Source organism: Streptomyces glaucescens, assembly GCF_000761215.1.
GTDB lineage: Bacteria > Actinomycetota > Actinomycetes > Streptomycetales > Streptomycetaceae > Streptomyces > Streptomyces glaucescens_B.
In genome coordinates this window covers 1863067-1885467 of sequence record NZ_CP009438.1, presented here as the reverse complement: position 1 = coordinate 1885467, position 22401 = coordinate 1863067, and the positions used below count along the sequence as shown (strand labels likewise).

Sequence of the window (22401 nt, the reverse complement as noted above, 5' to 3'; positions counted from 1 at the left end):
ACGGCGGCTCACAGCTTCCCGCCCCGCCCGCCGTCCCGGTGCGCGGGCGCGATCAGCGTCGACAGGTACGGCAGCGCGGCCCCCTCCAGCTCGGCGGCCGGCCGGATCGACTCCTCCGGCAGGCCCAGCGCGGAACCCCACACCGCACCCTCGAGCCGGCCGCTGTCGCGCAGCGCCTCGGCGACCTCGGCGGCCTGCCGCCCGAACTTGTACGCCACGACCGTGCCCGGACCGTTCAGCGCGTCCTTCAGCACGGCCGCGCCCGCCGTCACCGGCACCAGCGTCAGCGGCTCGGTGCCCTCCGTCAGGACGGCGCCCGAGCGGGCCGCGAGGTCCTGCATGGCGGTGATCCCGGGCACCGTCTCGACGACCGTGCCCGGCACCAGCCCGGCGACGGTCTGCGCGAGGTACGTGAACGTCGAGTACACGTTCGGGTCCCCGATGGTCGCGAACGCCACCGAGCCCCGCGTCCGCAGCAGCTCCGCCACCCGCTCGCCGGCCGCGTCCCACGCCGCCTCGCGCCGCGCCCGGTCCGTCCGCTCGTTCAGCGCGAACACCACCCGGACGACCTTCTCCCCGGGCACGTAGTGCAGGACGGTCGCCTCCGCGCGCCCCCGCTCGCCGGTGTCCATGACGGGCACCACGACCACCTCGGCGGCCCGCAGCGCGTTCACGCCCTTCACGGTCACCAGCTCCGGGTCGCCCGGACCGACCCCGACCCCGACCAGCCTGCTGCTCATGACGTCCGGCACCTCTCCACGAACCGACGGGCGACACCGGGCTCGGACGCCCAGTGCGTGTGCAGATAACTCGCGTGCACACCGCGCTGTACGAAACCTTCGACGCGCCGCTCGGGCGCCCGTACCCCCCAGGCGGGGGCCGCCCCCGCGCCGGGCTCGACGACCGTGCGGTGGAACTCGTGCCCCCGCATCCGCGTCCCGGCCGCCGCCAGCACACTGTCGCCCACGGCCACCGCGTCCCGGTAGCCGAGGGTCAGCCGCTCGCCCATCCGCGCGGAGGCGTCCAGCACCCCGCACATCGGCTGCCCGTCCAGCTCCCGGCACAGGTACAGCAGCCCCGCGCACTCGGCGGCCACGGGGGCGCCGGAGCGCGCCAGCTCGCCGACCGCCTCGCGCAGCGGCTCGTTGGCGGACAGCTCACCGGCGTACACCTCCGGGAACCCGCCGCCGATCACCAGTCCCGCCGTGCCCTCGGGCAGCGTTTCGTCCCGCAGCGGATCGAAGGTCACCACCTCGGCACCGGCGGCGGTCAGCAGCTCGGCGTGCTCGGCGTACGAGAACGTGAACGCCGCACCACCGGCGACCGCGACCACGGGGCGGGTCCCGCCGGGGACCACCGGCGGTTCCCACTCCTCGCACGACAGCGGGCCCGCACTGCGCGCCAGCCCCGCCAGCGCCTCCAGATCGCACCCGGCCGCCACCTGCGCGGCCATCGCCGCCACGGCCTCCACCGCCGCACCGCGCCGCTCGGCGACCGGCACCAGACCCAGGTGCCGCGACGGCGTGTCCACCTGCGGCGCCCGCCGCAGCACGCCCAGCACCGGCACCCCGGACGCGTCCAGCGCCTCCCGCAGCAGCGCCTCGTGCCGGTCGGAGCCGACCTTGTTGAGGATCACACCCCCGATCCGCACCCCGGGGTCCCAGGACGCGAAGCCGTGCACCAGCGCCGCCACCGAACGTGACTGCGACGACGCGTCCACCACGAGCACGACCGGCGCCCGCAGCAGCTTCGCCACCTGCGCGGTGGACGCCAGCTCGCCCTCCCCGGCCGCCCCGTCGTACAGCCCCATCACACCCTCGACGACGGCCAGGTCACAGCCCCGGGCGCCGTGCGCGAACAGCGGAGCGACAAGCTCCGGCCCGCACAGGTACGCGTCGAGGTTGCGGCCCGCCCGCCCGGTCGCGAGCGCGTGGTAGCCGGGGTCGATGTAGTCCGGCCCCACCTTGTGCGGGGACACGGCGAGCCCCCGCGCGGCGAACGCGGCCATCAGCCCCGTGGCGACGGTGGTCTTGCCGCTCCCCGACGAGGGGGCGGCGACCACCAGCCGGGGAACGGACGAGGAGGGGTTCACCACTCGATGCCCCTCTGCCCCTTCTGCCCGACGTCCATGGGGTGCTTCACCTTGGACATGTCGGTCACCAGGTCGGCGAGGTCCACCAGCTTCTCCGGCGCGTTCCGCCCGGTGATGACGACGTGCTGGGTCCCCGGACGGTCGCGCAGCACCCGCACCACCTCGTCCGTGTCCACCCAGCCCCAGTGCATGGGGTACGCGAACTCGTCGAGCACGTACAGCCGGTACGTCTCGTTCGCCAGGTCACGCTTGACCTGCTCCCAGCCCTCGCGGGCCTTCTCCTCGTTGTCCATCTGGGCGTCGCGCTGGACCCAGGACCAGCCCTCGCCCATCTTGTGCCAGGCGACCGTCCCGCCCTGGCCGGAGTCCCCGAGCACCCGCAGCGCCCGCTCCTCGCCGACCTTCCACTTCGCCGACTTGACGAACTGGAACACCCCGATCGGCCACCCCTGGTTCCAGGCGCGCAGCGCCAGCCCGAAGGCGGCCGTCGACTTGCCCTTGCCGACCCCGGTGTGCACGACGACGAGCGGCCGGTTGCGCCGCTGACGCGTCGTCAGACCGTCGTCCGGTACGACACTCGGCTGTCCCTGCGGCATTACGCGGCCCTCCTCGTCACGTCCTTCACCAGACCGGCGATCGCATCGGCCCGCAGCTCGTCCAGCGTCACCGCCGTACCGCCCAGCTCGGCGGCGAGCTGCCCCGCCAGCCCCAGCCGCACGGGTCCCGACTCGCAGTCCACGACCACCGACGCGATCCCCTCGGCCGCGAACAGCCGCGCGGCCCGCCCGGCCAGCGCCACCGGCTCGGGCCCGCCCGTCGCGCGCCCGTCGGTCACCACGACGACCAGCGGCCGGCGCGCCGCGTCCCGCAGCCGTTCCACCCGCAGCACGTCGTGCGCCCTCAGCAGCCCCGCCGCGAGCGGGGTACGGCCGCCCGTCGGCAGCGACTCCAGCCGCGCGGCGGCGGCGTCCACGGACGACGTCGGCGGCAGCGCCACCTCGGCGGCCGACCCCCGGAAGGTCACCAGCCCCACCTTGTCCCGCCGCTGGTAGGCGTCCAGCAGCAGCGACAGCACGGCACCCTTGACGGCGCTCATCCGCTGCCGCGCGGCCATCGAGCCGGAGGCGTCGACCACGAACAGCACGAGGTTGCCCTCGCGCCCCTCCCTGGTCGCCTGCCGCAGGTCGTCCCTGCGGACCACCAGGCCCGGCCCGGACCGGCCGCGCGCCCGCTGGTGCGGGGCCGCCGCCTGCACGGTCGCGGCCAGGTGCAGCTTGGTCAGCGTGCCCCGGGGCCGCCGGGCCCCGGTCGTGCGGCCGTGCTCCGTCCGCGCCCGCGAGCGCCGCCCCGCGGCACCCTCGCCGATGCCGGGCACGCTCAGCGCCTTCGCCCGGAACGGCTCCGCCGCCCGTACGGCCGACTGCTCCCCGGCACCCGACGGCTGCGGCTCCCCGCCCTCCCCGTCCTCCGGGCGGGCGGCGGTGTCACCGCCCTGCGGCCCGGCGTCGCCGGGGGCCGGCCGGCCGCCGCCCCCGCCGGGACCGTCCGGGTCCGGGTCCGGGTCGGGGTCGTCCTCCCCGGAGAACTCCTCCAGGGTCTGGTCCAGCTTGTCCTCGTCGAGCCCCGGCGCGTCGAACGGGTTCCGGCGCCGGCGGTGCGGCAGCGCCAGCAGCGCCGCCTGCCGCACGTCCTCCGCGAGCACGTCGGTCCGGCCCGCCCACGCGGCCAGCGCCGTCGCCGTGCGTGCCATCACGATGTCGGCGCGCATGCCGTCCACCTCGAACGCCGCGCAGGTCGCGGCGATCTGCCGCAGCGCCCCGTCACCGAGCCGCACCTGCGGCAGCAGCCGCCGCGCCGCGACGATCCGCTCCCGCACGGCGGCCTCCTCGCCGGCCCAGCGCGCGGCGAAGGCGGCCGGGTCGTCGTCGTGGGCGAGCCGCCTGCGCACCACCTCGACCCGCTGGTCCGGCTCCCGCGAGGCCGCGACCTCGACGGTCAGCCCGAACCGGTCGAGCAGCTGCGGACGCAGCTCGCCCTCCTCCGGGTTCATCGTCCCGACCAGCAGGAAGCGCGCGGCGTGCCGCACGGAGACACCCTCGCGCTCGACGTACGAGGCGCCCATCGCGGCGGCGTCCAGCAGCAGGTCGACCAGGTGGTCGTGGAGGAGGTTCACCTCGTCCACGTAGAGGATCCCGCGGTGCGCGTCGGCGAGCAGCCCGGGCTCGAACGCCTTCACGCCCTCCGCGAGCGCCCGCTCGATGTCCAGCGCACCGACCAGCCGGTCCTCGGAGGCGCCGACCGGCAGCTCGACCAGCCGCGCGGGACGCGTGGTCCTGGCACCCCCCTCGTGCGGCCCGTCGGGGCAGCGGGGGTCCGGGGCGGCCGGGTCACAGGAGAACCGGCACCCGGGCACCACCGCCACCTCCGGCAGCAGCGCCGACAGCGCCCGTACGGCCGTGCTCTTCGCGGTGCCCTTCTCGCCGCGCACCAGCACGCCGCCGACCGCCGGGGACACGGCGTTCAGCAGCAGCGCGAGCCGCAGGTCGTCCTGGCCGACCACGGCCGTGAAAGGGTAGGGAGTCGTCACTGGTCGCCCTCCAAGTCGCCTTCGAGCTCCAGGTAGGTGGCGCGCAGCCGCTCCAGGGTGTCCGCGTCCGGCTCGGCCCACAGCCCCCGGTCGGCCGCCTCCAGCAGCCGCTCGGTGATGCCGCGCAGCGCCCACGGGTTGGACTTCTTCATGAAGTCCCGGTTCTCCGGGTCGAAGACGTACTCCGCGCTCAGCTTCTCGTACATCCAGTCGTCCACGACCCCGGCGGTGGCGTCGTAGCCGAACAGGTAGTCCACGGTCGCCGCCATCTCGAAGGCGCCCTTGTAACCGTGCCGGCGCATGGCCGCCATCCAGCGCGGGTTCACCACGCGGGCACGGAACACCCGGTGCGTCTCCTCGCCGAGCGTGCGGGTCCTCACCTGGTCGGGCGTCGCCGAGTCGCCCACGTACGCCTCGGGGTTGGCGCCGGTCAGGTGGCGGACCATGGCGACCATGCCGCCGTGGTACTGGAAGTAGTCGTCGGCGTCGACCAGGTCGTGCTCGCGGGTGTCGACGTTCTTCGCCGCCACCGCGATCCGCCGGAACGCCGTCTCCATGTCCCCGCGCGCCGGCCGCCCGTCGAGCCCGCGCCCGTAGGCGTAGCCGCCCCAGACCGCGTACACCTCGGCGAGGTCGGCGTCCGAGCGCCAGTTGCGGGCGTCGATCAGCGGCAGCAGGCCCGCGCCGTACGCGCCCGGCTTGGAGCCGAAGACGCGGGCGGTCGCGCGCCGCCGGTCACCGTGCCCGGCGGTGTCCTCCTCGACGTGCGCCCGCACGTAGTTGGACTCGGCGGGCTCGTCCAGCTCGGCCACCGCCCGCACCGCGTCGTCGATCAGCCCGACGACGTGCGGGAACGCGTCCCGGAAGAAGCCGGAGATGCGGACCGTGACATCGATGCGGGGCCGCCCCAGCTCCGCCAGGCCGATGACCTCGAAGCCGGTGACGCGCCGGGACGCCTCGTCCCACACCGGGCGGCAGCCCAGCAGCGCCAGGATCTCGGCGATGTCGTCGCCCTGGGTGCGCATGGCCGAGGTGCCCCACACCGTCAGGCCGACGGACTTCGGGTACTCCCCGTTGTCGGCGAGGTAGCGCTGCACCAGCGAGTCCGCCAGCGACTGCCCGACCTCCCAGCTCAGCCGGGACGGGATCGCCTTGGGGTCGACCGAGTAGAAGTTCCGGCCGGTGGGCAGGACGTTCACCAGGCCGCGGGTGGGGGAGCCCGACGGGCCCGCCGGGACGTAACCGCCGTCCAGCGCCTTCAGGACGTGCCCGATCTCGTCCGTCGTACGGGCCAGCCGCGGCACCACCTCGGTGCAGGCGAACTCCAGCACGGCGACCGCGTCGGGCAGTTCGGCGCCCAGCACCTCGCGCACCAGCCCGGGCACCGAGGCGACCGCCCAGTCGCGGGCCTCCAGGCCCTCCGCGAGCCGCCGGCACAGCTGCTCCAGCAGGTCGACCGCGTCGGAGGCGGTCCGCGCCGGGCCGTCCACCAGGTCGGTCAGCTCCACCGGCACCTTCACCGGCGCGCCGGGCTCGGCCAGCAGCTCCTTCTCGACCAGCCCGAAGTGCGCGGCCAGCGCCGCCCGCAGCCCGGGCAGCGCGTTCGCCCGACCGCCCCACACCTGGGCGGCGCGCAGCACGGCGAGCACCAGGTTCACGCGCGGCTCGCCGGCCGGCCCGCCGCCGAGGACGTGCAGTCCGTCGCGGATCTGCACGTCCTTGATCTCGCACAGATAGCCGTCGATGTGCATGACGAACTCGTCGAACTCGTCGTCGTCGGGCTGGTCCTCCACGTGCAGGTCGTGGTGCAGTTCGGCCGCCTTGACCAGCGTCCAGATCTGCGCCCGCACGGCCGGCGCCTTGGCCGGGTCGAGGTCGGAGACGAGCGCGTACTCGTCGAGCAGCTGCTCCAGCTTGGCCAGGTCCCCGTAGGTGTCGGCGCGTGCCATCGGCGGCACCAGGTGGTCGACGACCGTGGCGTGCCCGCGCCGCTTGGCCTGGGTGCCCTCGCCGGGGTCGTTGACGATGAACGGGTAGACCAGCGGGAGGTCGCCGAGGACGGCGTCCGGCGCGCAGCCGCCCGACAGTCCGAGCCCCTTGCCCGGCAGCCACTCCATCGTGCCGTGCTTGCCCATGTGCACGACGGCGTCGGCGCCGAAGGTGTGGTCCAGCCAGCGGTAGGCCGCCAGGTAGTGGTGGGACGGCGGCATGTCGGGGTCGTGGTAGATCGCGATCGGGTTCTCGCCGAAGCCGCGCGGCGGCTGGATCATGACGACGACGTTCCCGAACCGCAGGGACGCCAGCACGATGTCCTCGCCGTCGACGTAGAGGGAGCCCGGCGGCTCGCCCCACGCCTCGCGCATCGCCTCGCGCAGTCCGGGGTCCAGCTTCTCGAACCAGGCCCGGTAGTCGGCGAGCGGCACGCGCGCGGGGGCGGCGGCCAGCTGGTCCTCCGTCAGCCACTCGACGTCGTGGCCGCCGGCCTCGATGAGCCGGTGGATCAGTTCGTCGCCGCCCGCCGGGTACCCCTCGACGGCGTACCCGGCGTCCCGCAGGGCGTCCAGCACCCGCACCGCCGACGCGGGCGTGTCCAGGCCGACCGCGTTGCCGACGCGGGAGTGCTTGGTGGGGTAGGCGGTGAAGACGAGCGCGATCCTCTTCTCGGCGTTCGGCTTGTGCCGCAGCCGCGCGTGCCGTACGGCGATCCCGGCGACGCGCGCGGCCCGCTCCGGGTCGGCCACGTACACGGGGACGTCGTCCGGGCCCTGCTCCTTGAAGGAGAACGGCACGGTGATCAGCCGGCCGTCGAACTCGGGGATCGCGACCTGCATCGCCGCGTCCATGGGGGAGAGGGCGGCGTCGGACTCGTCCCAGGCGGCCCGCGAGGAGGTGAGGCACAGTCCCTGCAGCACGGGGACGTCGAGGTCCGCGAGCGCGCCGATGTCCCAGGACTCCTCGTCACCGCCCGCGGAGGCCTGCGAGGCGTGGGTGCCGCCGGCCGCGAGGACGGTGGCGACCAGGGCGTCGGCCCGCCGCAGGATCTCGTACAGCCCCGGGTCCGCGCCGCGCAGCGAACCGCAGTACACCGGGAGGGCGTTGGCCCCCTGCGCCTCGATCGCCTCGCACAGGGTGTCGACGAAGGCGGTGTTGCCGCTCAGCTCATGGGCCCGGTAGAACAGCACGCCCACGGTGGGGCGGCCGTCCTCGGCGGCGTACGAGCCGTGCACCCCGTACTCGGGCATGGGCTGCGGCGCGGTGAACCCCTCGCCGGTCAGCAGCACCGTGTCGGACAGGAACCGGGCGAGTTCGGTGAGGTTCGCGGGGCCGCCCTCGACCAGGTACTTCAGCGCTTCCGCGACCACCCCGGCGGGCACGCTGGACTCCGCCATCAGCTCCGCGTCCGGCACGGCCTCACCGCCCAGCAGCACGGTGGGGACGCCCGACGCCTTCAGTACGGCGAGCCCGTCCTCCCAGGCGCGCTTGCCGCCGAGCAGCCGTACGACGGCGATGTCCGCACCGTCGATCAGGCCCGGCAGCTCCTCGCGGACGTCCACCCGGGTCGGGTTGCCGATCCGGTAGGGCGCGCCGGAGGCACGGGCCGCCAGCAGATCGGTGTCGGCGGTCGACAACAACAACACAGTGCCAAGGCCAGTGCTCATGCGGGCGCTCCCGGGGGGATGAAGGGCAGTCCTTGCGGCGCACCGGACTCGATGAGCCGCCACAACGCGTCCGTGTCCGCGTGCTGTTCGATCAGGTCGCCGAGCCGGTCGAGCTGCTCCTCGCGCAGCGCGGCGAACGACGTGTCCGGGGCCGGCACGAAGCGGCGGCCCGCGGCGGCGGCCACCTCGCGCAGGAAGGCGCGCCGGAAGCCGTCCGACTCCAGGGAGCCGTGCCAGTGGGTGCCCCAGGTCTGGCCGACCCGGCAGCCGTCCAGGAAGGGCTCCCCGCCCAGGACGTGGGCGACGCCGTGGTGGATCTCGTAGCCCTCCACGGGCTCGCCGAGGGCTTCCCCGACCGGCCGGGTCAGGGTCTTCTCGCGGGCGAAGCGCACCCGCACGGGCAGGACCCCCAGCCCGTCGACGTGGCCGCGGCGGCTCTCCACGTCGTCCTCGATGTGCTCGCCGAGCACCTGGAAGCCGCCGCAGATGCCGAGCACGGGCCGTCCCTCGGCGGCCCGGCGCACGAGGGCGCCGGCCAGCCCGCGCTCCCGCAGCCACTCCAGGGCCCGCACCGTGCCGCGCGTGCCCGGGACGACCACCAGATCGGCGTCGGCCAGTTCCTCCGGCCGGTCCACGAACCGGACGACGACACCCGGTTCGGCGGCGAGGGCGTCCACGTCGGTGAAGTTGGACATGAGCGGGACCGCGCAGACGGCGACCCGCAGCACGTCCTCCCCGACGGGCGGGGCGGTGGCGGACTCCCGGACCGTCCCGCGCAGCGACACCCTCAGTCCGTCCTCCTCGTCGATGCCGAGGCCGTGCCGGAACGGCAGCACGCCGTAGGAGGGCCGCCCGGTCAGGCCGCGGAGCATGTCGAGGCCGGGCTCCAGCAGGGACACGTCCCCGCGGAACTTGTTGACGAGGAACCCGGCGACCAGTTCCTGGTCCTCCCGCGACAGCAGCGCCACCGTCCCGAAGAAGGAGGCGAAGACGCCGCCGCGGTCGATGTCGCCGACGACGAGGACGGGGAGCCGCGCGCCCCGCGCGATCCCCATGTTCACGATGTCGGTCCGGCGCAGGTTGATCTCGGCCGGGCTGCCCGCCCCCTCGCAGATCACCGCGTCGTACGCGCCCCGCAGTTCGGCGAGACAGTCGAGGACGGTGCCGAGCAGCCGCTGCTGCCGCCCGCCGTGGTAGCCGCGCGCGCTCATCTCGCCCACCGGCTTGCCCAGCAGCACCACCTGGCTGCTCTGTTCACCGCCGGGCTTGAGCAGCACCGGGTTCATCAGCGCGGTCGGCTCGATGCGGCAGGCCTGCGCCTGCATGGCCTGCGCCCGCCCGATCTCCGCGCCCTCCCGGGTCACGAACGAGTTGAGGGACATGTTCTGCGCCTTGAAGGGCGCGACCTTGACCCCCTGCCGTACCAGCCAGCGGCAGATCCCGGCGGTGACGACGCTCTTGCCGGCGTCGGAGGTGGTGCCGGCGACGAGGAGACCGCCGTTCATCGATTACGCCCCTTCCCGAGAAGGCGTGCGCCCGCGCACACGCCGAGCGCCAGCCAGCTCACACGCCGCGAGAGCCGTACGGCCCGCGGGATGTCGGTGACCCGCACGGCACGCCCCTGGGTGTTCAGCACGGGCCGGTGCTCCACGCGCCCCCCGTAGGACAGCGTCCCGCCCAGCCGCACCCCGAGCGCCCCCGCGAACGAGGCCTCCACGGGCCCCGCGTTGGGGCTCGGGTGCTTGCGGGCGTCGGCGCGCCAGGCCCGCACGGCACCGCGCGGATCGCCGCCGGCCGCGGCGGCCAGTGCGGCGGTCAGCCGTGCCCCCGGCCAGCCCGCGAGGTCGTCGAGCCGGGCGGACGCCCATCCGTAGCGCCGGTAGCGGGGCGACCTGTGACCGACCATGGCGTCCAGCGTGTTGACGGCCCGGAAGCCGAGCAGCCCCGGCACCCCGCCGACGGCCCCCCACACCAGCGCGCCCACCACGGCGTCGGAGGTGTTCTCGGCGACCGACTCGACGACGGCCCGGGCGATGCCGTCCGCGTCGAGCGCCTGCGGGTCCCGCCCGCACAGGTGCGGCAGCCGCTGCCGGGCGGCCTCGACGTCGCCGGCCTCCAGGGCCCGCCCGATGGCGGCCGCCTCGCGCGCCAGCGACGTTCCGCCGACGACGGCCCAGGTGGCGGCGCCGGTCAGTGCGACGGAGGCGGCGGGGGAGGAGCGCACGAGGCGGGAGACGGCCGCCCCCAGCGCCACGGCACCGCCGGCGCACACGAGGGCGTGCAGCGCGCCCCGGCCGCGGTGGTCGCGGTACAGCACGTGTTCGACGGCGCCCGCGGCTCGCCCGAACGCGGCGACCGGATGCCCGCGGCGCGGATCGCCGAGGAGCAGGTCGCCGAGGAGTCCGGCGGCGGCGCCGTACGCGAAGACGCGATCGGCACGCATCGGGCTCAGCCGGCCGCGGGAGCGGGCAGGGCCCCGGTACCGGCGGCGGTACCTGTGGCGCTGAACCTCAACCTCGTACGGCGGCAGCCGAGCATCGCGTTATGTCCTCACTCAGGGTGTCCGCGCCCTGGTTCGACGAGACCGGCGGTGAGAGTTCCTGGCTCCCGGGGTCGCTCCCCGGTCACAGTGGCGGGACCGCGCCGGATTCGCACCGGGCTTCCTCTCCTGCCGCCGTACATGGCTCCGGCAGTCCACCACGGGGCCGGAACACCCGTCAACTTGCCGTTGACCTGCGAGGGGGGAGTGTGCAGAACCCCACACGAGCCCGCGTGAGCCGGGGCGCGAAAGAGGGGCGGGCACGGGACATGCCGTCCCGCGCCCGCCCCTCGCCCGGGCGGTGCCCCGCTCAGGCCACGATCAGGTAGATCCCGTACGCCACCGCCGCCGCGCACGCCGCGAAGCACGCGTACGCACCGGTGACCGCGAGCGGCGCCGAGCCGCCCTGCGCCGCCGCGCGCTCGCGGCGGGACAGGCCGGTGATGCCGAGGGTGAACAGGGCCACGAGAGCCACGGTGACCACGAGGCTGACGCCGAAGACGGAGCCGAGGGCCGCCCAGTCGATCTTCATGCTGATTCCTTACGTACCTGGTGCGCGGGGTTCAGACCGCGGCCTGCGAAGGCGCCGGGTCCGAGCCGGCGTGCGAGGCGGGGGCCGGGATGGTGGCCGCCAGCTCCTCGGCCGCGGCGGCGGTCGGCGGCGGCGTCACGGCGGCCATGGCGGTGGTCACCACGCCGGGCGGCTCCTGCTCGGCGGCCTCGTCGACGTCGTTGACGTTGGTGTGGTCGACGACCTCGCGCCGGGACACCTTCCAGATCGCGAAGCTGGAGCCGACGAGGAAGACCGCGACGACCGCGGTGCCCCAGTCGCCGAAGCCGGTCACCCACTCGGCGAGCGCGCCGACCAGCGCGGCGGCCGGCAGGGTCAGGCCCCAGGCGACGAACATCCGGGTCGCGGTGGACCAGCGGACCACACCGCCCTTGCGGCCCAGGCCCGCGCCCATCACCGCACCGGAGACCGAGTGCGTGGTGGAGAGGGAGAAGCCGAGGTGGGAGGAGGCCAGGATGACCGTCGCGGCGCTGGTCTGGGCGGCGAAGCCCTGCTGCGGCTGGAGGTCGGTGAGGCCCTTGCCCATGGTGCGGATGATGCGCCAGCCACCGAGGTAGGTGCCGAGGGCGATGGCGACGCCCGCGGAGAGGATGACCCACATGGGCGGGTCGGAGTCGGGGGCGAGGCTGCCGCCGGCGACCAGGGCGAGGGTGATGATGCCCATCGTCTTCTGGGCGTCGTTGGTGCCGTGGGCGAGGGAGACCAGGCCCGCGGAGGCGATCTGCCCGGCCCGGTAGCCCTTGGCCGCGGCCTTGCCGTCGGCCTTCCTGCCGAGGGTGTAGGTCAGCCGGGCCGCGATCATCGCGGCGACGCCCGCCACCAGCGGGGCGGCGATCGCCGGGATCAGCACCTTGGTGACCAGCACGTCGCCGTGGACGGCGCCGACGCCCGCGGAGGCGATGGTGGCGCCGACGAGGCCGCCCATGAGGGCGTGCGAGGAGGAGGACGGCAGCCCCACCAGCCAGGTCAGCAGGTTCCACAGGATGGCGCCGACCAGCGCCGCGAAGATGACCTCGGGACGTATGCCGCTCTCGTCGACCAGGCCCTTGGAGATGGTGTTGGCGACTTCCACCGAGAGGAAGGCGCCGACGAGGTTGAGGACGGCGGACATGGCCACCGCGACCTTCGGCTTGAGCGCACCGGTCGAGATGGTGGTGGCCATCGCGTTGGCGGTGTCGTGGAAACCGTTCGTGAAATCGAACGCGAGTGCGGTTACCACCACAATCGCGAGGATCAGCGAGATGCCTTCCATTTACCCAGGCAATCGTTCGAGGTCATTGGCTGGTCGAACGTAGGTAACGCAGATGAACGCAAGGTGAACTGGGAAGGGCATCACGGTGTCACTCGCGCCCGGGCCGCGCACCCCCGCCGACGTCCCGCCACTCCGGCCCGCCCAGGGCGTCGCGGCAGACCCCCCGGCGGCCCCCCCGGCGCCCCCCGCGGCCCGCGCCCGGCGGTTCGCGGACACGGCTGCGCCTGGCAGGATCGCGTCATGACCGAGCAGCGAGGTGACCAGCGGGACGACAGCCGTGCGGACGCGCCGGGCGGGGCGGAGCCGCGGGCGGGCGAGGTGCCCCGGGAGATGGCCCGCGCCTGGCGGGCCCTGGTCGCGACGGCCCGGCGCACCGTCGCCGACGGGCTGGTCGTCGGCACCTCCGGCAACGTGTCCGTCCGGGTCGGCGACACCGTCCTGGTCACACCGTCGGGCGTGCCCTACGACCGGCTCACCCCCGACGACCTCACCGCGGTCGACCTCGACGGCCGCCAGGTGCGCGGCACCCTCGTCCCGACGAGCGAACTGCCCGTGCACCTCGCCGTCTACCGCCACACCGGCGCCCGCGCCGTCGTCCACACCCACGCGGTGCACGCGACGGCCGTCTCGACGCTCGTCCCCGAACTCCCGGCGATCCACTACATGACCGCCGCCCTCGGCGGACCCGTCCGGGTCGCCCCCTACGCCGCCTACGGCACCGAGGCCCTCGCCGGGAACATGCTCCGCGCCCTCGAAGGACGCTCCGGCTGCCTGCTGCAGAACCACGGCACGATCACCTACGGCACCACCCTCGACCAGGCCTACGACCGCACGGCGCAGCTCGAGTGGATGTGCCGCCTCTGGCTCACCGCGTCCTCCGTACCCGGCCTGACCCCGTCCCTGCTGTCCGCGGACCAGCTCGCGGACGTCGCCCGACGACTCCAGGGCTACGGACAGCGCGGCTGACCCGGAAGGTCCCGGACGGCCCGGGGGCGCCCCCCTCCCGGATGCCGTACGGCGCCCCGCCCCGGGGAGAAAAGACTCACCCGGAACACGTCGCCCCACTGGCCGCCCGTCGTCCTCGCCCGGACACTGGACCCGTGCGCTCTGTCAAAGCGACGGCCGCTGCCGTCACCGCCGTGACAGTCGCCGGTGCCGCCGCGGTGGCCGCCGGCCGGTTCGCCAGCGACGCCGCGCTCAAGGCGCCCCCGGGCCGTCCGCTGCCGACCGAACCCCGGCTCACGGTGCACGCCACGGCCGCCGGCCGCATCACCCTCACCAGGGACCTGGCCTCCCTGCGCCCGGGCACCTACGGTCTCGCCGGGAACGGCATGCACGCGGTCGTCGGACCCGTCCTGGACACCGCCCCGCACCCCGCCGACACCGTCGTCCGCCGGCTGCACCGCGTCACCCACGGCACCCTGGAGCCCGGCGACAAGGTCCGGCTGACTCCGAACGCGCACATCGGCGACCCGCGCTCCGCGCTCGGCCTCGACCACACCGACGTCGACGTCCCCGGTGAGCTGGGCATCCTGCCCGCCTGGTTCCTGCCCGGCGCCCGGGACACCTGGGTCATCACGGTGCACGGCCTCGGCGCCACCCGGGAGCACCCCATGAACCTCATGGAGTTCCTGCACCGCCACCGCTTCCCGGTCCTGGACCCCGCCTACCGCGGCGACCTCGGCGCGCCGCGCCCCGCGGACGGCCTGAACCACTTCGGCGAGAGCGAGTGGCGCGACCTGGACGCCGCCATCCGCCACGCCGTCTCGCACGGCGCCGAGCGCGTCGTCCTGCACGGCTGGTCCACCGGAGCCACCATGGCCCTGCGGGCCGCCGCGCACTCCACCGTCCGCGACCGGATCGCCGCACTGGTGCTGGACTCCCCGGTGCTGCACTGGGAGTCCACGCTGCGCGCCCTGGCCGCCGCCCGCCGCACCCCCGGCGCCCTGCTGCCGCTCGCCGTGCGCGCCGCGCAGGGCCGCACCGGCATGCTCGGCGACCGGGTCGACGAGACCGCCCGCGCCGCGGACCTGACCGTGCCGGTGCTGATCTTCCACGGCCCCGGCGACACGGTGGCGCCCTGGGAGTACTCCCGGCGGCTCGCCGCGAGCCGCCCCGGCCTGGTCGCCCTCCGCACGGTCCCGCAGGCCCCGCACGGCGCCATGTGGAACGCCGACCCCGAGGCGTACGAGGAAGCCCTCCGCCGCTTCCTGACGCCTTTCATGTGAGCCTTCCCGGCTGTCCCGCGGGCCCGAGGCCGGCTGTTCCGCCGGCGCCTCGGCCGGGCCCGCACGGCCTCCCCGCCTCACCCGGTGGTGGTGATTCCGTTTAACGCCGTACCACTGTCCGGTTCACGCCCTTCGGCCCCCTACGGGCCCGGCCCCTTGGCCAGTCCCGTCGCCCCCCGTGACATTCCGTTTGGGTTTTCGGACCGTCAACCGGAAGACTGCCCCCGTGACGTCCCGTATCCCGCGCGACTCCAGGCTTCGACTCGTCCGCCCGCGACCCCTGGCCGCCGCCCCCCGAGCGATGAACCAGCGGCGCGCCCGCCGCCCCGCCCCGCGCCCGCCGGAGGGCACCCCGGCCCCCTCGGAGCTGGCCGGAATGGCACGCTCCAGGCTGGCCGGCGCCGCCCGTGTCGCCCGCTGGGCCGACACCGCCCTGCGGCCCGGCCGAACGGGCGGGACCTCCGACGGCAAGGCCACCCTCGCCGACGCGACCGCCGAACGCGCCGCCCGCGAGCTGGGACTGACCCCGGCCCAGGTCCGCGCCGACTGGGACACCGCCCGGCTGGCCGGCCTCGTCGAGGTGCACGGCGACAGCGCCCGCCCCGGCTGGCGGCTGCGCGCCTGGGACCGCGACGACAGCGCCGTACTGCGCGGCTGGGTCGCCCTGTTCGACGCCTGGTCGCTCGCCCACCCGGAACCCGCGGGCCACGAGCCGGCCGCGGTCGCCGAGGTCGTCTCGGCCATGCCGCAGGTGCTCTCCTTCCTCCAGCTCTCCGCCGGGCCCGTCCCCGTCGAGCAGCTGCTCGACCTGCTCCAGCAGCGGGTGCGGGAGCTGCGCACCGAGCGCTGCGAAGTGCCGTACGGCCCCCAGCGCGAACCCGCGCGCCCCGCCACCGCCGCCGCCACCGGCCTCGAACAGCCCGCGGACCCGGCCGACGCCGAACTCGCCCCGCTGCTCGACTGGGCCCTGCACGCCCTGTCCTGTGTCGGCGCCCTCACCTGCGGCGACGGCCAGGCCACCCTGACCCCGCTGGGCAGCTGGGCGGTCTGGGTCAAGCTGGAGCAGATCTGCGTCGCCGCCCAGAGCCCCGCCGGCAACATCGAGGCCGCCGCCGAGGACATGCTGCGCGGCTGCGCCCAGCTGCGTCCCAACGCGGCCCGCGCCGAGTACCGGGCGTGGCTCGCCGCCCGCCCCGTCGGCAGCGCCGTCACCGAGCTGCTGGACGCCGCCCGCGGCGACGACGCCCTGCTGCGCGGCCTCGCCTTCGAGGCGCTGCGGGTGGTCGGCGCCCCCGCGGAGCCCGATGTGCGCGCCGTGCTGACGGAGCCGACGCTGCGGCCGTACGCGCTGCTGTGGCTCGCCGAGCACGAGGGAACCGACCCCGAGGACGCCCACGAGGTGCTGACCCGGGAGGAGGCCACCTGGCTCTGGGTCGACACGGCCGCCGCGGTGGCCGACCACGGCGAGGCGCCGATGCTGGTCCGGCACCTGGAGTCCGCGGTGCAGCCGACCGTGCCCGCGCTGCTCGACGAGGTGCGGGCCGTCGGCCACCCCCGCACGGTGCAGGTGCTGGTCGCGCTGGCCGCGGCCCACCCCGACCCCGCCCTCGCCAAGGCGGTGCGGCGGGCGGCCTTCCAGGTGCACACCGGAGGCAGCTGAGACCGGCCGGGGCACCGAGGGGGCGGGGCCCGGCCCGTCGGCTCAGCCCGTGGTCTGCGGGGCGTAGGTCCCGAAGCTCCAGACGTTGCCCTCGGCGTCCCGGGCCAGGTAGTCCCGCGATCCGTAGTCCTGGTCCGTCGGGGGCATCAGGATCTCCACGCCGTGCTCCACGGCCCGCCGGTGGTGCGCGTCCACGTCGTCCACGACGACGTACACCCCGGCCGGGCCCGCGTCCTCCATCGCCGAGTCGAAGACGCCGCCGCGGCCCTTCGAGCCGATCATCACCGCGCCGTTGCCCTGCACCAGCTCGGCGTGCAGCACCGTGCCGTCCTCGCCCTCGTACACCGACAGCTCGGTGAAGCCCAGGGCCTCCGTGAGCTGCCGGATCGCCGCCTTCGCGTCCGCGTAGAGCAGGGTCGGGAAGATGCTCGGACGTCCGTCGGCCGTGCCTGCCATGTCGCTCACTCCCTCGTCCCGGCACCGAGTGCGCCGGCGGCCGCCGGCGTGCGCCGCGAACCGCCACGTCCCTCAGTCTCGCAGCGACCGCCCGCAACGGCCCGGCCCCGCGGCCCGGGTCGTCCGCCACCCGTACGACCGCCTCCGCCGTACGGGCGACACACCCCCGCCCGCGCCGCGTGTCCCTCCCCGGGCGTCCGCCCGCCCGCCCCCTGCCCGACTACGCTCTGCCGCTGTCATGGCGGTACCCCAGGGCCGGAAGGGGAAGCAGTGGTCCTTCCGCCGGGGAGAGCGGCCGAAGCGGCCGGGGGCACCCCCGGCGACGCCCCCGCCGAGGTTTCCGCCGGCGCCGCCCGGCGCCCCCTCGCCCGGCGCCCCTTCCCGTTCCGCCGAAGCGCCCCGCGGCCGCGCCCCTTCCGCCGCCCCGCGCGACGGCCGCACCCGCGGCCGCACCGGCGTGGCGCCGGGCTGCTCCTCGCGCTGCTCTGCCTCCTCCCCGCCGTCCCGTTCCTGGCCGCCGCCCACGAGGCCCGGCGGGCGCCGTTCGGGGACCGGCTCAGCGTGCACACGCGCGCGGTGGGCGAGCACGCCGTCCGCACCCGCGTCCACGGGAGCGCCGTGGAGGCCCGCGACCCCCGCAGCGGCGCGCTCCACTGGCGGCACACCCGCGACGGCCGGCGCCCGCTGACCGCGCTGCACGCGCGCGGGGAGACGATCACCCTGTGGGACGACGGGCTCGTCACGGACACCGACGGCCACCGCGTGCGCTGGCACCGCGCCCTCCCGGCCGCCGCCGGCTGGCTCCGCGCGCGGGGCGGCGCCGGCGTGCTGCGCCCCCTGGGCCGGGACATGCTCGCGGTCGTCACCCCGCGCCGCGTCACCGCCTACCGCGTCGCCGACGGCGACCTGCGCTGGGTACTGCCCGCCCGCCGCGGCTGTGCCTTCGCCCCCGCCCGCGCCGTCCGGCACGGCGGGGCGCTGCTGCTCGCCCAGCCCTGCGCGCCGTCCGCCCCGTGGACCGCGCAGCTCGTCGCCGTGGACGACCTGGGCCGGATCGCGCCCCGCCGCCGCCCCCTCGGCAACACCCTGCCGCCCGGCCGCTCCGGGCGCGGGCACGGCACCCGGACCGGACATCCGGACGCAGAAAAAGTGGTTGCACCACCCCGTTAGACTGGCCCCATGGCCATTCTCCTCGCGCACTAGACAGCGGGAACGTGTTCAAGCCCCCCGTCCCGCCCACCATCCGCCCTGGAGTCTGTCCGTGATCTCCGCCTCCGGTATCGAGCTTCGCGCCGGTGCCCGCGTCCTCATCGAGTCCGCCACCTTCCGTGTCGCCAAGGGCGACCGCATCGGCCTGGTCGGCCGCAACGGCGCCGGAAAGACCACGCTGACCAAGTGCCTGGCCGGCGAGGGCATCCCCGCCGCCGGCACCATCACCCGCTCCGGCGAGGTCGGCTATCTGCCGCAGGACCCCCGCACCGGCGACCTCGACGTCCTCGCCCGCGACCGCATCCTCTCCGCGCGCGGCCTGGACGTCCTGATCCGCAAGATGCGCGAGAACGAGCAGCGCATCGCCAACGGCCAGGGCGCCACCCGCGAGAAGGCGCTCAGGCAGTACGAGCGCCAGGAGACCGAGTTCCTCACCAAGGGCGGGTACGCCGCCGAGGCCGAGGCCGCCACCATCGCCGCCGCGCTCAACCTGCCGGACCGGGTGCTCGGCCAGCCGCTGCACACCCTCTCCGGCGGTCAGCGCCGCCGCGTCGAGCTGGCCCGCATCCTCTTCTCGGACGCGGACACGCTCCTCCTCGACGAGCCGACCAACCACCTCGACGCCGACTCGATCGTCTGGCTGCGCGACTACCTCAAGACCTACCGCGGCGGCTTCATCGTCATCTCGCACGACGTCGACCTGGTGGACACGGTCGTCAACAAGGTGTTCTACCTGGACGCCAACCGCGCCACGATCGACGTCTACAACATGGGCTGGAAGCTGTACCAGCAGCAGCGCGAGGCCGACGAGAAGCGCCGCAAGCGCGAGCGCGCGAACGCCGAGAAGAAGGCCGCCGCCCTGCACTCGCAGGCCGACAAGATGCGCGCCAAGGCCACCAAGACGGTCGCCGCGCAGAACATGGCCCGCCGTGCGGACAAGCTGCTGGCCGGCCTGGAGGCGGTGCGCCAGTCCGACAAGGTCGCCAAGCTGCGCTTCCCCGAGCCCGCGCCCTGCGGCAAGACCCCGCTGACCGCCGAGGGGCTGTCCAAGTCGTACGGCTCGCTGGAGATCTTCACCGACGTCGACCTGGCCATCGACAAGGGCTCCCGCGTGGTCATCCTCGGCCTCAACGGCGCCGGCAAGACCACTCTGCTGCGGCTCCTGGCGGGCGTGGAGAAGCCCGACACCGGCGAGGTGATCGAGGGCCACGGCCTGAAGCTCGGGTACTACGCGCAGGAGCACGAGACCCTGGACCCGGACCGCACGGTCCTGGAGAACATGCGCTCCGCCGCGCCCGACATGGACCTGGTGGAGGTCCGCAAGGTGCTCGGCTCGTTCCTGTTCTCCGGTGACGACGTCGACAAGCCGGCCGGGGTGCTCTCCGGCGGTGAGAAGACCCGTCTCGCGCTGGCCACCCTGGTGGTCTCCTCGGCGAACGTGCTGCTGCTCGACGAGCCCACCAACAACCTCGACCCGGCCAGCCGCGAGGAGATCCTGGGCGCGCTGCGCACCTACAAGGGCGCGGTCGTCCTGGTCACCCACGACGAGGGCGCGGTCGAGGCGCTCCAGCCGGAGCGGATCATCCTGCTGCCGGACGGCGTCGAGGACCTGTGGGGCCAGGACTACGCCGATCTGGTCGCCCTGGCCTGACCCGGACCGGCCGGTCCGGCGCGGTCGGAGGGGCACTCCGGTCGCACCGGACCGGTGTGGCCGCAGCAGTGATTCACATCCGTCGGCCGGCGTGGTCGCAGGGGTGATCCACTCGCGTCGGCCGGCGTGGTCGCGGGGGTGATCCACGGCGTATGGATCATTCGGACGATCCGTGATCCATCATCTGTGTGAGATCGCCTCATCCCATGGTGTGTCCTACACCGATTTCACGGCCGATCCCTTTGTCGACAAGGGATCGGCCGTCGGACGTCTCTGACCTGCCACTTCGCGGAACGACCCATTCAGTCGTATCCGGCGCGACGACTTGAAGCCCGCATTCCGCTTGTGGGGACGCACTCCTGTCGTCACAACCCTCATCCACGGACCTTGCCGAATGGGTGGCCATGTGGGCCCGGAGGGGTGATCATGAGGAGACCAGAGCGCACTTCCCATGAGGAGGCACGGGTGGCCGAGACTCTGAAGAAGGGCAGCCGGGTGACCGGCGCCGCGCGCGACAAGCTCGCGGCAGACCTGAAGAAGAAGTACGACGCCGGTGCGAGCATCCGGGCGTTGGCCGAGGAGACCGGCCGCTCGTATGGCTTCGTGCACCGCATGCTGAGCGAATCGGGCGTCACGCTCCGTGGGCGTGGCGGGGCGACCCGGGGCAAGAAGGCCCAGTCGGCCTGATCCCGGGCGGCCCAGCGCCTTCGCTGGTGGCCACCCGGCCGGTCGTCCCCCGCGTTCCTTCGAGGGACCTGGTGGGACCCCGGGCCGCCCGGGTGGTTACTGTGCAGTCACTTAGGAGTGCCCGCCCTACGGCACGGCACTCACGATGACCGCACCCATCGGAGGCGCCCCATGGCTTCGCTCGACCCGGTAATCGATCCGGTACTCGACAAGGACGGCGTACGGCTCACCGTCGAGGACGCGATCGCCACGGTGACGCTGACCAACCCGGCCAAGCGCAACGCGCAGAGCCCCGCCCTGTGGCGGGCGCTGGCCGAGGCGGGCCGGCTGCTGCCGGGCAGCGTCCGCGTGGTGGTGCTGCGCGCCGAGGGCAAGTCGTTCTCGGCCGGGCTCGACCGGCAGGCGTTCACGCCCGAGGGCTTCGACGGCGAGCCGTCGTTCCTCGACCTGGCACGTGGCTCGGACGCCGAGCTGGACGCCACCATCGCCGAGTACCAGGAGGCGTTCACCTGGTGGCGGCGCAGCGACCTCGTGTCCGTCGCCGCCGTCCAGGGCCACGCCATCGGAGCCGGGTTCCAGCTCGCACTCGCCTGCGATCTGCGCGTCGTCGCCGACGACGTGCAGTTCGCCATGCGCGAGACCAGCCTCGGGCTGGTGCCCGACCTCACCGGCACCCACCCCCTGGTGAGCCTGGTCGGCTACGCCCGCGCCCTGGAGATCTGCGCCACCGGGCGGTTCGTCCTGGCCGAGGAGGCCGTGGCCACCGGGCTGGCGAACATCGCCGTGCCCATGGACCAGCTCGACGCCGCCGTCCACGACCTGGCCACCGCGCTGCTGGCCGCGCCGCGCGACGCCGTCGTCGAGACCAAGGCCCTGCTGCGCGGTGCCCAGGACCGCACCTACGAGGAGCAGCGCGGCGCCGAACGCCAGGCCCAGGCCCGCCGCCTGCGCGACCTGGCCGGCATCGGCGACTGAGGGGAAGAGCGGCCGACGGTGGGGCGGCGGCCGCGGGTCGCCGCCCCGCGCGGGCGGCTCCTCACCCCACGGAGGTGACCAGCACCGCCACCGTCGGGTGGTCCCGCAGTGCCTCGCTCACCCGCGTGCGGACCTCGCGGGCCACCTCCACGGCCCGGTGGTCCGCACGCAGGGCGAGTTCCAGCCGGACGTGCCGGCGCGCCAGGGCCGGGTCCGGGCCGGGCCGGTCCTCGATGTGCACCCCCTGGCCGAGGCCGCCCAGCACCCCGGTCAGCCGGGCCACCCCCGGCACCGCGCGCGCCACCTCCGCGGCGCGCGCCTCGTCGCCCTCCGCGGTCTCCCGCGCGTCCGGCGGCTCCGGCGGCGGCACGTTCACCCGTTCGGGCTCCTCGTCCAGCAGGTCCGTCACCCGCAGGTCGACCTCCGCGACCCGCAGGCCCAGCCGCCCGGCGGCGGCCGCCGCCAGCGCCGTACGCAGCCGTGCCGCGGACTCCGGCAGGGGCCACGCCACCGCGGCAGAGAACTCCGCCGTCACCCGCAGCGGCCCCGGCGGGAGCGCGCTGGGCGGGGCCGGTACGGCCGCGTCGTGGGCGTGCTCCGGGTCGGCCAGGCCGATCCGCAGCCGCTCCAGCCGCACGCCCGCCACCACGTCCGCCGCGTTCCGCAGCACCGTCCCCGCCGCGCCCTCCGCGATCCACGCGCCGTCACGCGCGTCACCCAGAGGCAGGATCCTGCCCAGTCCCAGTTGTTCCCGTACCGCCCGCGTCCACCGGTCCGCCGTCATTCCTCCAGCCTGCCGCATTCCTGGCGCGCGAACGAGCAACCGCGCTTAACG

18 protein-coding genes and 1 riboswitch are annotated in these 22401 nt (G+C 74.9%); of the genes, 7 read left to right on the top strand and 11 right to left on the bottom strand.

Features of this window, described 5'->3' with window-relative positions; genetic code table 11:
- Positions 1–8: 8 nt before the first annotated feature.
- The 9 genes from cobI to SGLAU_RS08090 all read right to left on the bottom strand — a co-directional run bounded on the left by cobI (position 9) and on the right by SGLAU_RS08090 (position 12700).
- The gene (gene cobI / locus SGLAU_RS08130) at positions 9–740 is read right to left on the bottom strand and encodes a precorrin-2 C(20)-methyltransferase (protein ID WP_043506401.1); all 732 of its coding nucleotides are present in this window, start codon (positions 738–740) and stop codon (positions 9–11) included.
- Positions 737–2092 carry a cobyrinate a,c-diamide synthase gene (locus SGLAU_RS08125; protein WP_043506400.1) on the bottom strand — a complete coding sequence of 452 codons (1356 nt, stop codon included), beginning with the start codon at positions 2090–2092 and terminating at the stop codon, positions 737–739. Before SGLAU_RS08125 ends, cobI begins: the two co-directional genes overlap by 4 nt.
- Positions 2089–2688, bottom strand: coding sequence for a cob(I)yrinic acid a,c-diamide adenosyltransferase (gene cobO / locus SGLAU_RS08120; RefSeq protein WP_043499661.1), 600 nt, complete (start codon positions 2686–2688; stop codon positions 2089–2091). Before cobO ends, SGLAU_RS08125 begins: the two co-directional genes overlap by 4 nt.
- Positions 2688–4679 (bottom strand): putative cobaltochelatase, encoded by a 1992-nt coding sequence (locus tag SGLAU_RS08115; protein WP_043499659.1) that lies wholly within the window; start codon positions 4677–4679, stop codon positions 2688–2690. The genes cobO and SGLAU_RS08115 overlap by 1 nt, the downstream gene beginning before the upstream one ends.
- Positions 4676–8338: a cobaltochelatase subunit CobN gene (cobN, locus tag SGLAU_RS08110; protein ID WP_099052777.1), complete on the bottom strand. Its 3663-nt coding sequence runs from the start codon at positions 8336–8338 to the stop codon at positions 4676–4678. The genes SGLAU_RS08115 and cobN overlap by 4 nt, the downstream gene beginning before the upstream one ends.
- Positions 8335–9843 carry a cobyric acid synthase gene (locus SGLAU_RS08105; protein WP_043499655.1) on the bottom strand — a complete coding sequence of 503 codons (1509 nt, stop codon included), beginning with the start codon at positions 9841–9843 and terminating at the stop codon, positions 8335–8337. Before SGLAU_RS08105 ends, cobN begins: the two co-directional genes overlap by 4 nt.
- Positions 9840–10781, bottom strand: coding sequence for a cobalamin biosynthesis protein (locus SGLAU_RS08100; protein ID WP_043499654.1), 942 nt, complete (start codon positions 10779–10781; stop codon positions 9840–9842). The genes SGLAU_RS08105 and SGLAU_RS08100 overlap by 4 nt, the downstream gene beginning before the upstream one ends.
- 151 nt (positions 10782–10932) lie before the next feature.
- Positions 10933–11005: riboswitch (cobalamin riboswitch) on the bottom strand.
- A gap of 182 nt (positions 11006–11187) precedes the next feature.
- Positions 11188–11409, bottom strand: coding sequence for a hypothetical protein (locus tag SGLAU_RS08095; protein ID WP_043499653.1), 222 nt, complete (start codon positions 11407–11409; stop codon positions 11188–11190).
- 31 nt (positions 11410–11440) lie between these two features.
- On the bottom strand, positions 11441–12700 hold the full coding sequence (locus SGLAU_RS08090) for an inorganic phosphate transporter (protein WP_043499651.1): 1260 nt from the start codon (positions 12698–12700) through the stop codon (positions 11441–11443).
- A gap of 240 nt (positions 12701–12940) precedes the next feature.
- On the opposite strand from SGLAU_RS08090, the gene SGLAU_RS08085 reads away from it, so the two are divergent.
- The 3 genes from SGLAU_RS08085 (at position 12941) to SGLAU_RS08075 (ending at position 16588) form a co-directional block, all read left to right on the top strand.
- A complete protein-coding gene (locus SGLAU_RS08085; RefSeq protein ID WP_043499649.1) occupies positions 12941–13666 on the top strand; it encodes a class II aldolase/adducin family protein in 726 nt (241 codons plus the stop codon).
- A gap of 134 nt (positions 13667–13800) precedes the next feature.
- On the top strand, positions 13801–14928 hold the full coding sequence (locus tag SGLAU_RS08080; RefSeq protein ID WP_043499647.1) for an alpha/beta hydrolase: 1128 nt from the start codon (positions 13801–13803) through the stop codon (positions 14926–14928).
- Between the two features lie 226 nt (positions 14929–15154).
- A complete protein-coding gene (locus SGLAU_RS08075) occupies positions 15155–16588 on the top strand; it encodes a hypothetical protein (RefSeq protein ID WP_208868894.1) in 1434 nt (477 codons plus the stop codon).
- A 42-nt stretch (positions 16589–16630) separates the two neighbouring features.
- On the opposite strand, the gene SGLAU_RS08070 is transcribed toward SGLAU_RS08075, so the two are convergent.
- Complete coding sequence (locus SGLAU_RS08070; RefSeq protein ID WP_043499646.1) at positions 16631–17044, bottom strand: VOC family protein; 414 nt, start codon at positions 17042–17044, stop codon at positions 16631–16633.
- Between the two features lie 270 nt (positions 17045–17314).
- Between SGLAU_RS08070 and SGLAU_RS08065 the strand changes: the two genes are divergently transcribed.
- The 4 genes from SGLAU_RS08065 (at position 17315) to SGLAU_RS08050 (ending at position 21566) form a co-directional block, all read left to right on the top strand.
- Positions 17315–18214 carry a hypothetical protein gene (locus SGLAU_RS08065; protein ID WP_208868893.1) on the top strand — a complete coding sequence of 300 codons (900 nt, stop codon included), beginning with the start codon at positions 17315–17317 and terminating at the stop codon, positions 18212–18214.
- 91 nt (positions 18215–18305) lie between these two features.
- Positions 18306–19904, top strand: a complete 1599-nt coding sequence (locus SGLAU_RS08060) for an ABC-F family ATP-binding cassette domain-containing protein (protein ID WP_043499644.1) — start codon at positions 18306–18308, stop codon at positions 19902–19904.
- Positions 19905–20369: 465 nt separating this feature from the next.
- Positions 20370–20591 carry a helix-turn-helix domain-containing protein gene (locus tag SGLAU_RS08055; RefSeq protein WP_043499642.1) on the top strand — a complete coding sequence of 74 codons (222 nt, stop codon included), beginning with the start codon at positions 20370–20372 and terminating at the stop codon, positions 20589–20591.
- A 171-nt stretch (positions 20592–20762) separates the two neighbouring features.
- Positions 20763–21566, top strand: coding sequence for an enoyl-CoA hydratase/isomerase family protein (locus tag SGLAU_RS08050; RefSeq protein WP_043499640.1), 804 nt, complete (start codon positions 20763–20765; stop codon positions 21564–21566).
- Positions 21567–21627: 61 nt separating this feature from the next.
- Here the strand turns inward: SGLAU_RS08050 and SGLAU_RS08045 are convergent, their stop codons facing one another.
- Positions 21628–22350, bottom strand: coding sequence for a hypothetical protein (locus tag SGLAU_RS08045; RefSeq protein ID WP_043499639.1), 723 nt, complete (start codon positions 22348–22350; stop codon positions 21628–21630).
- Positions 22351–22401 lie beyond the last annotated feature (51 nt).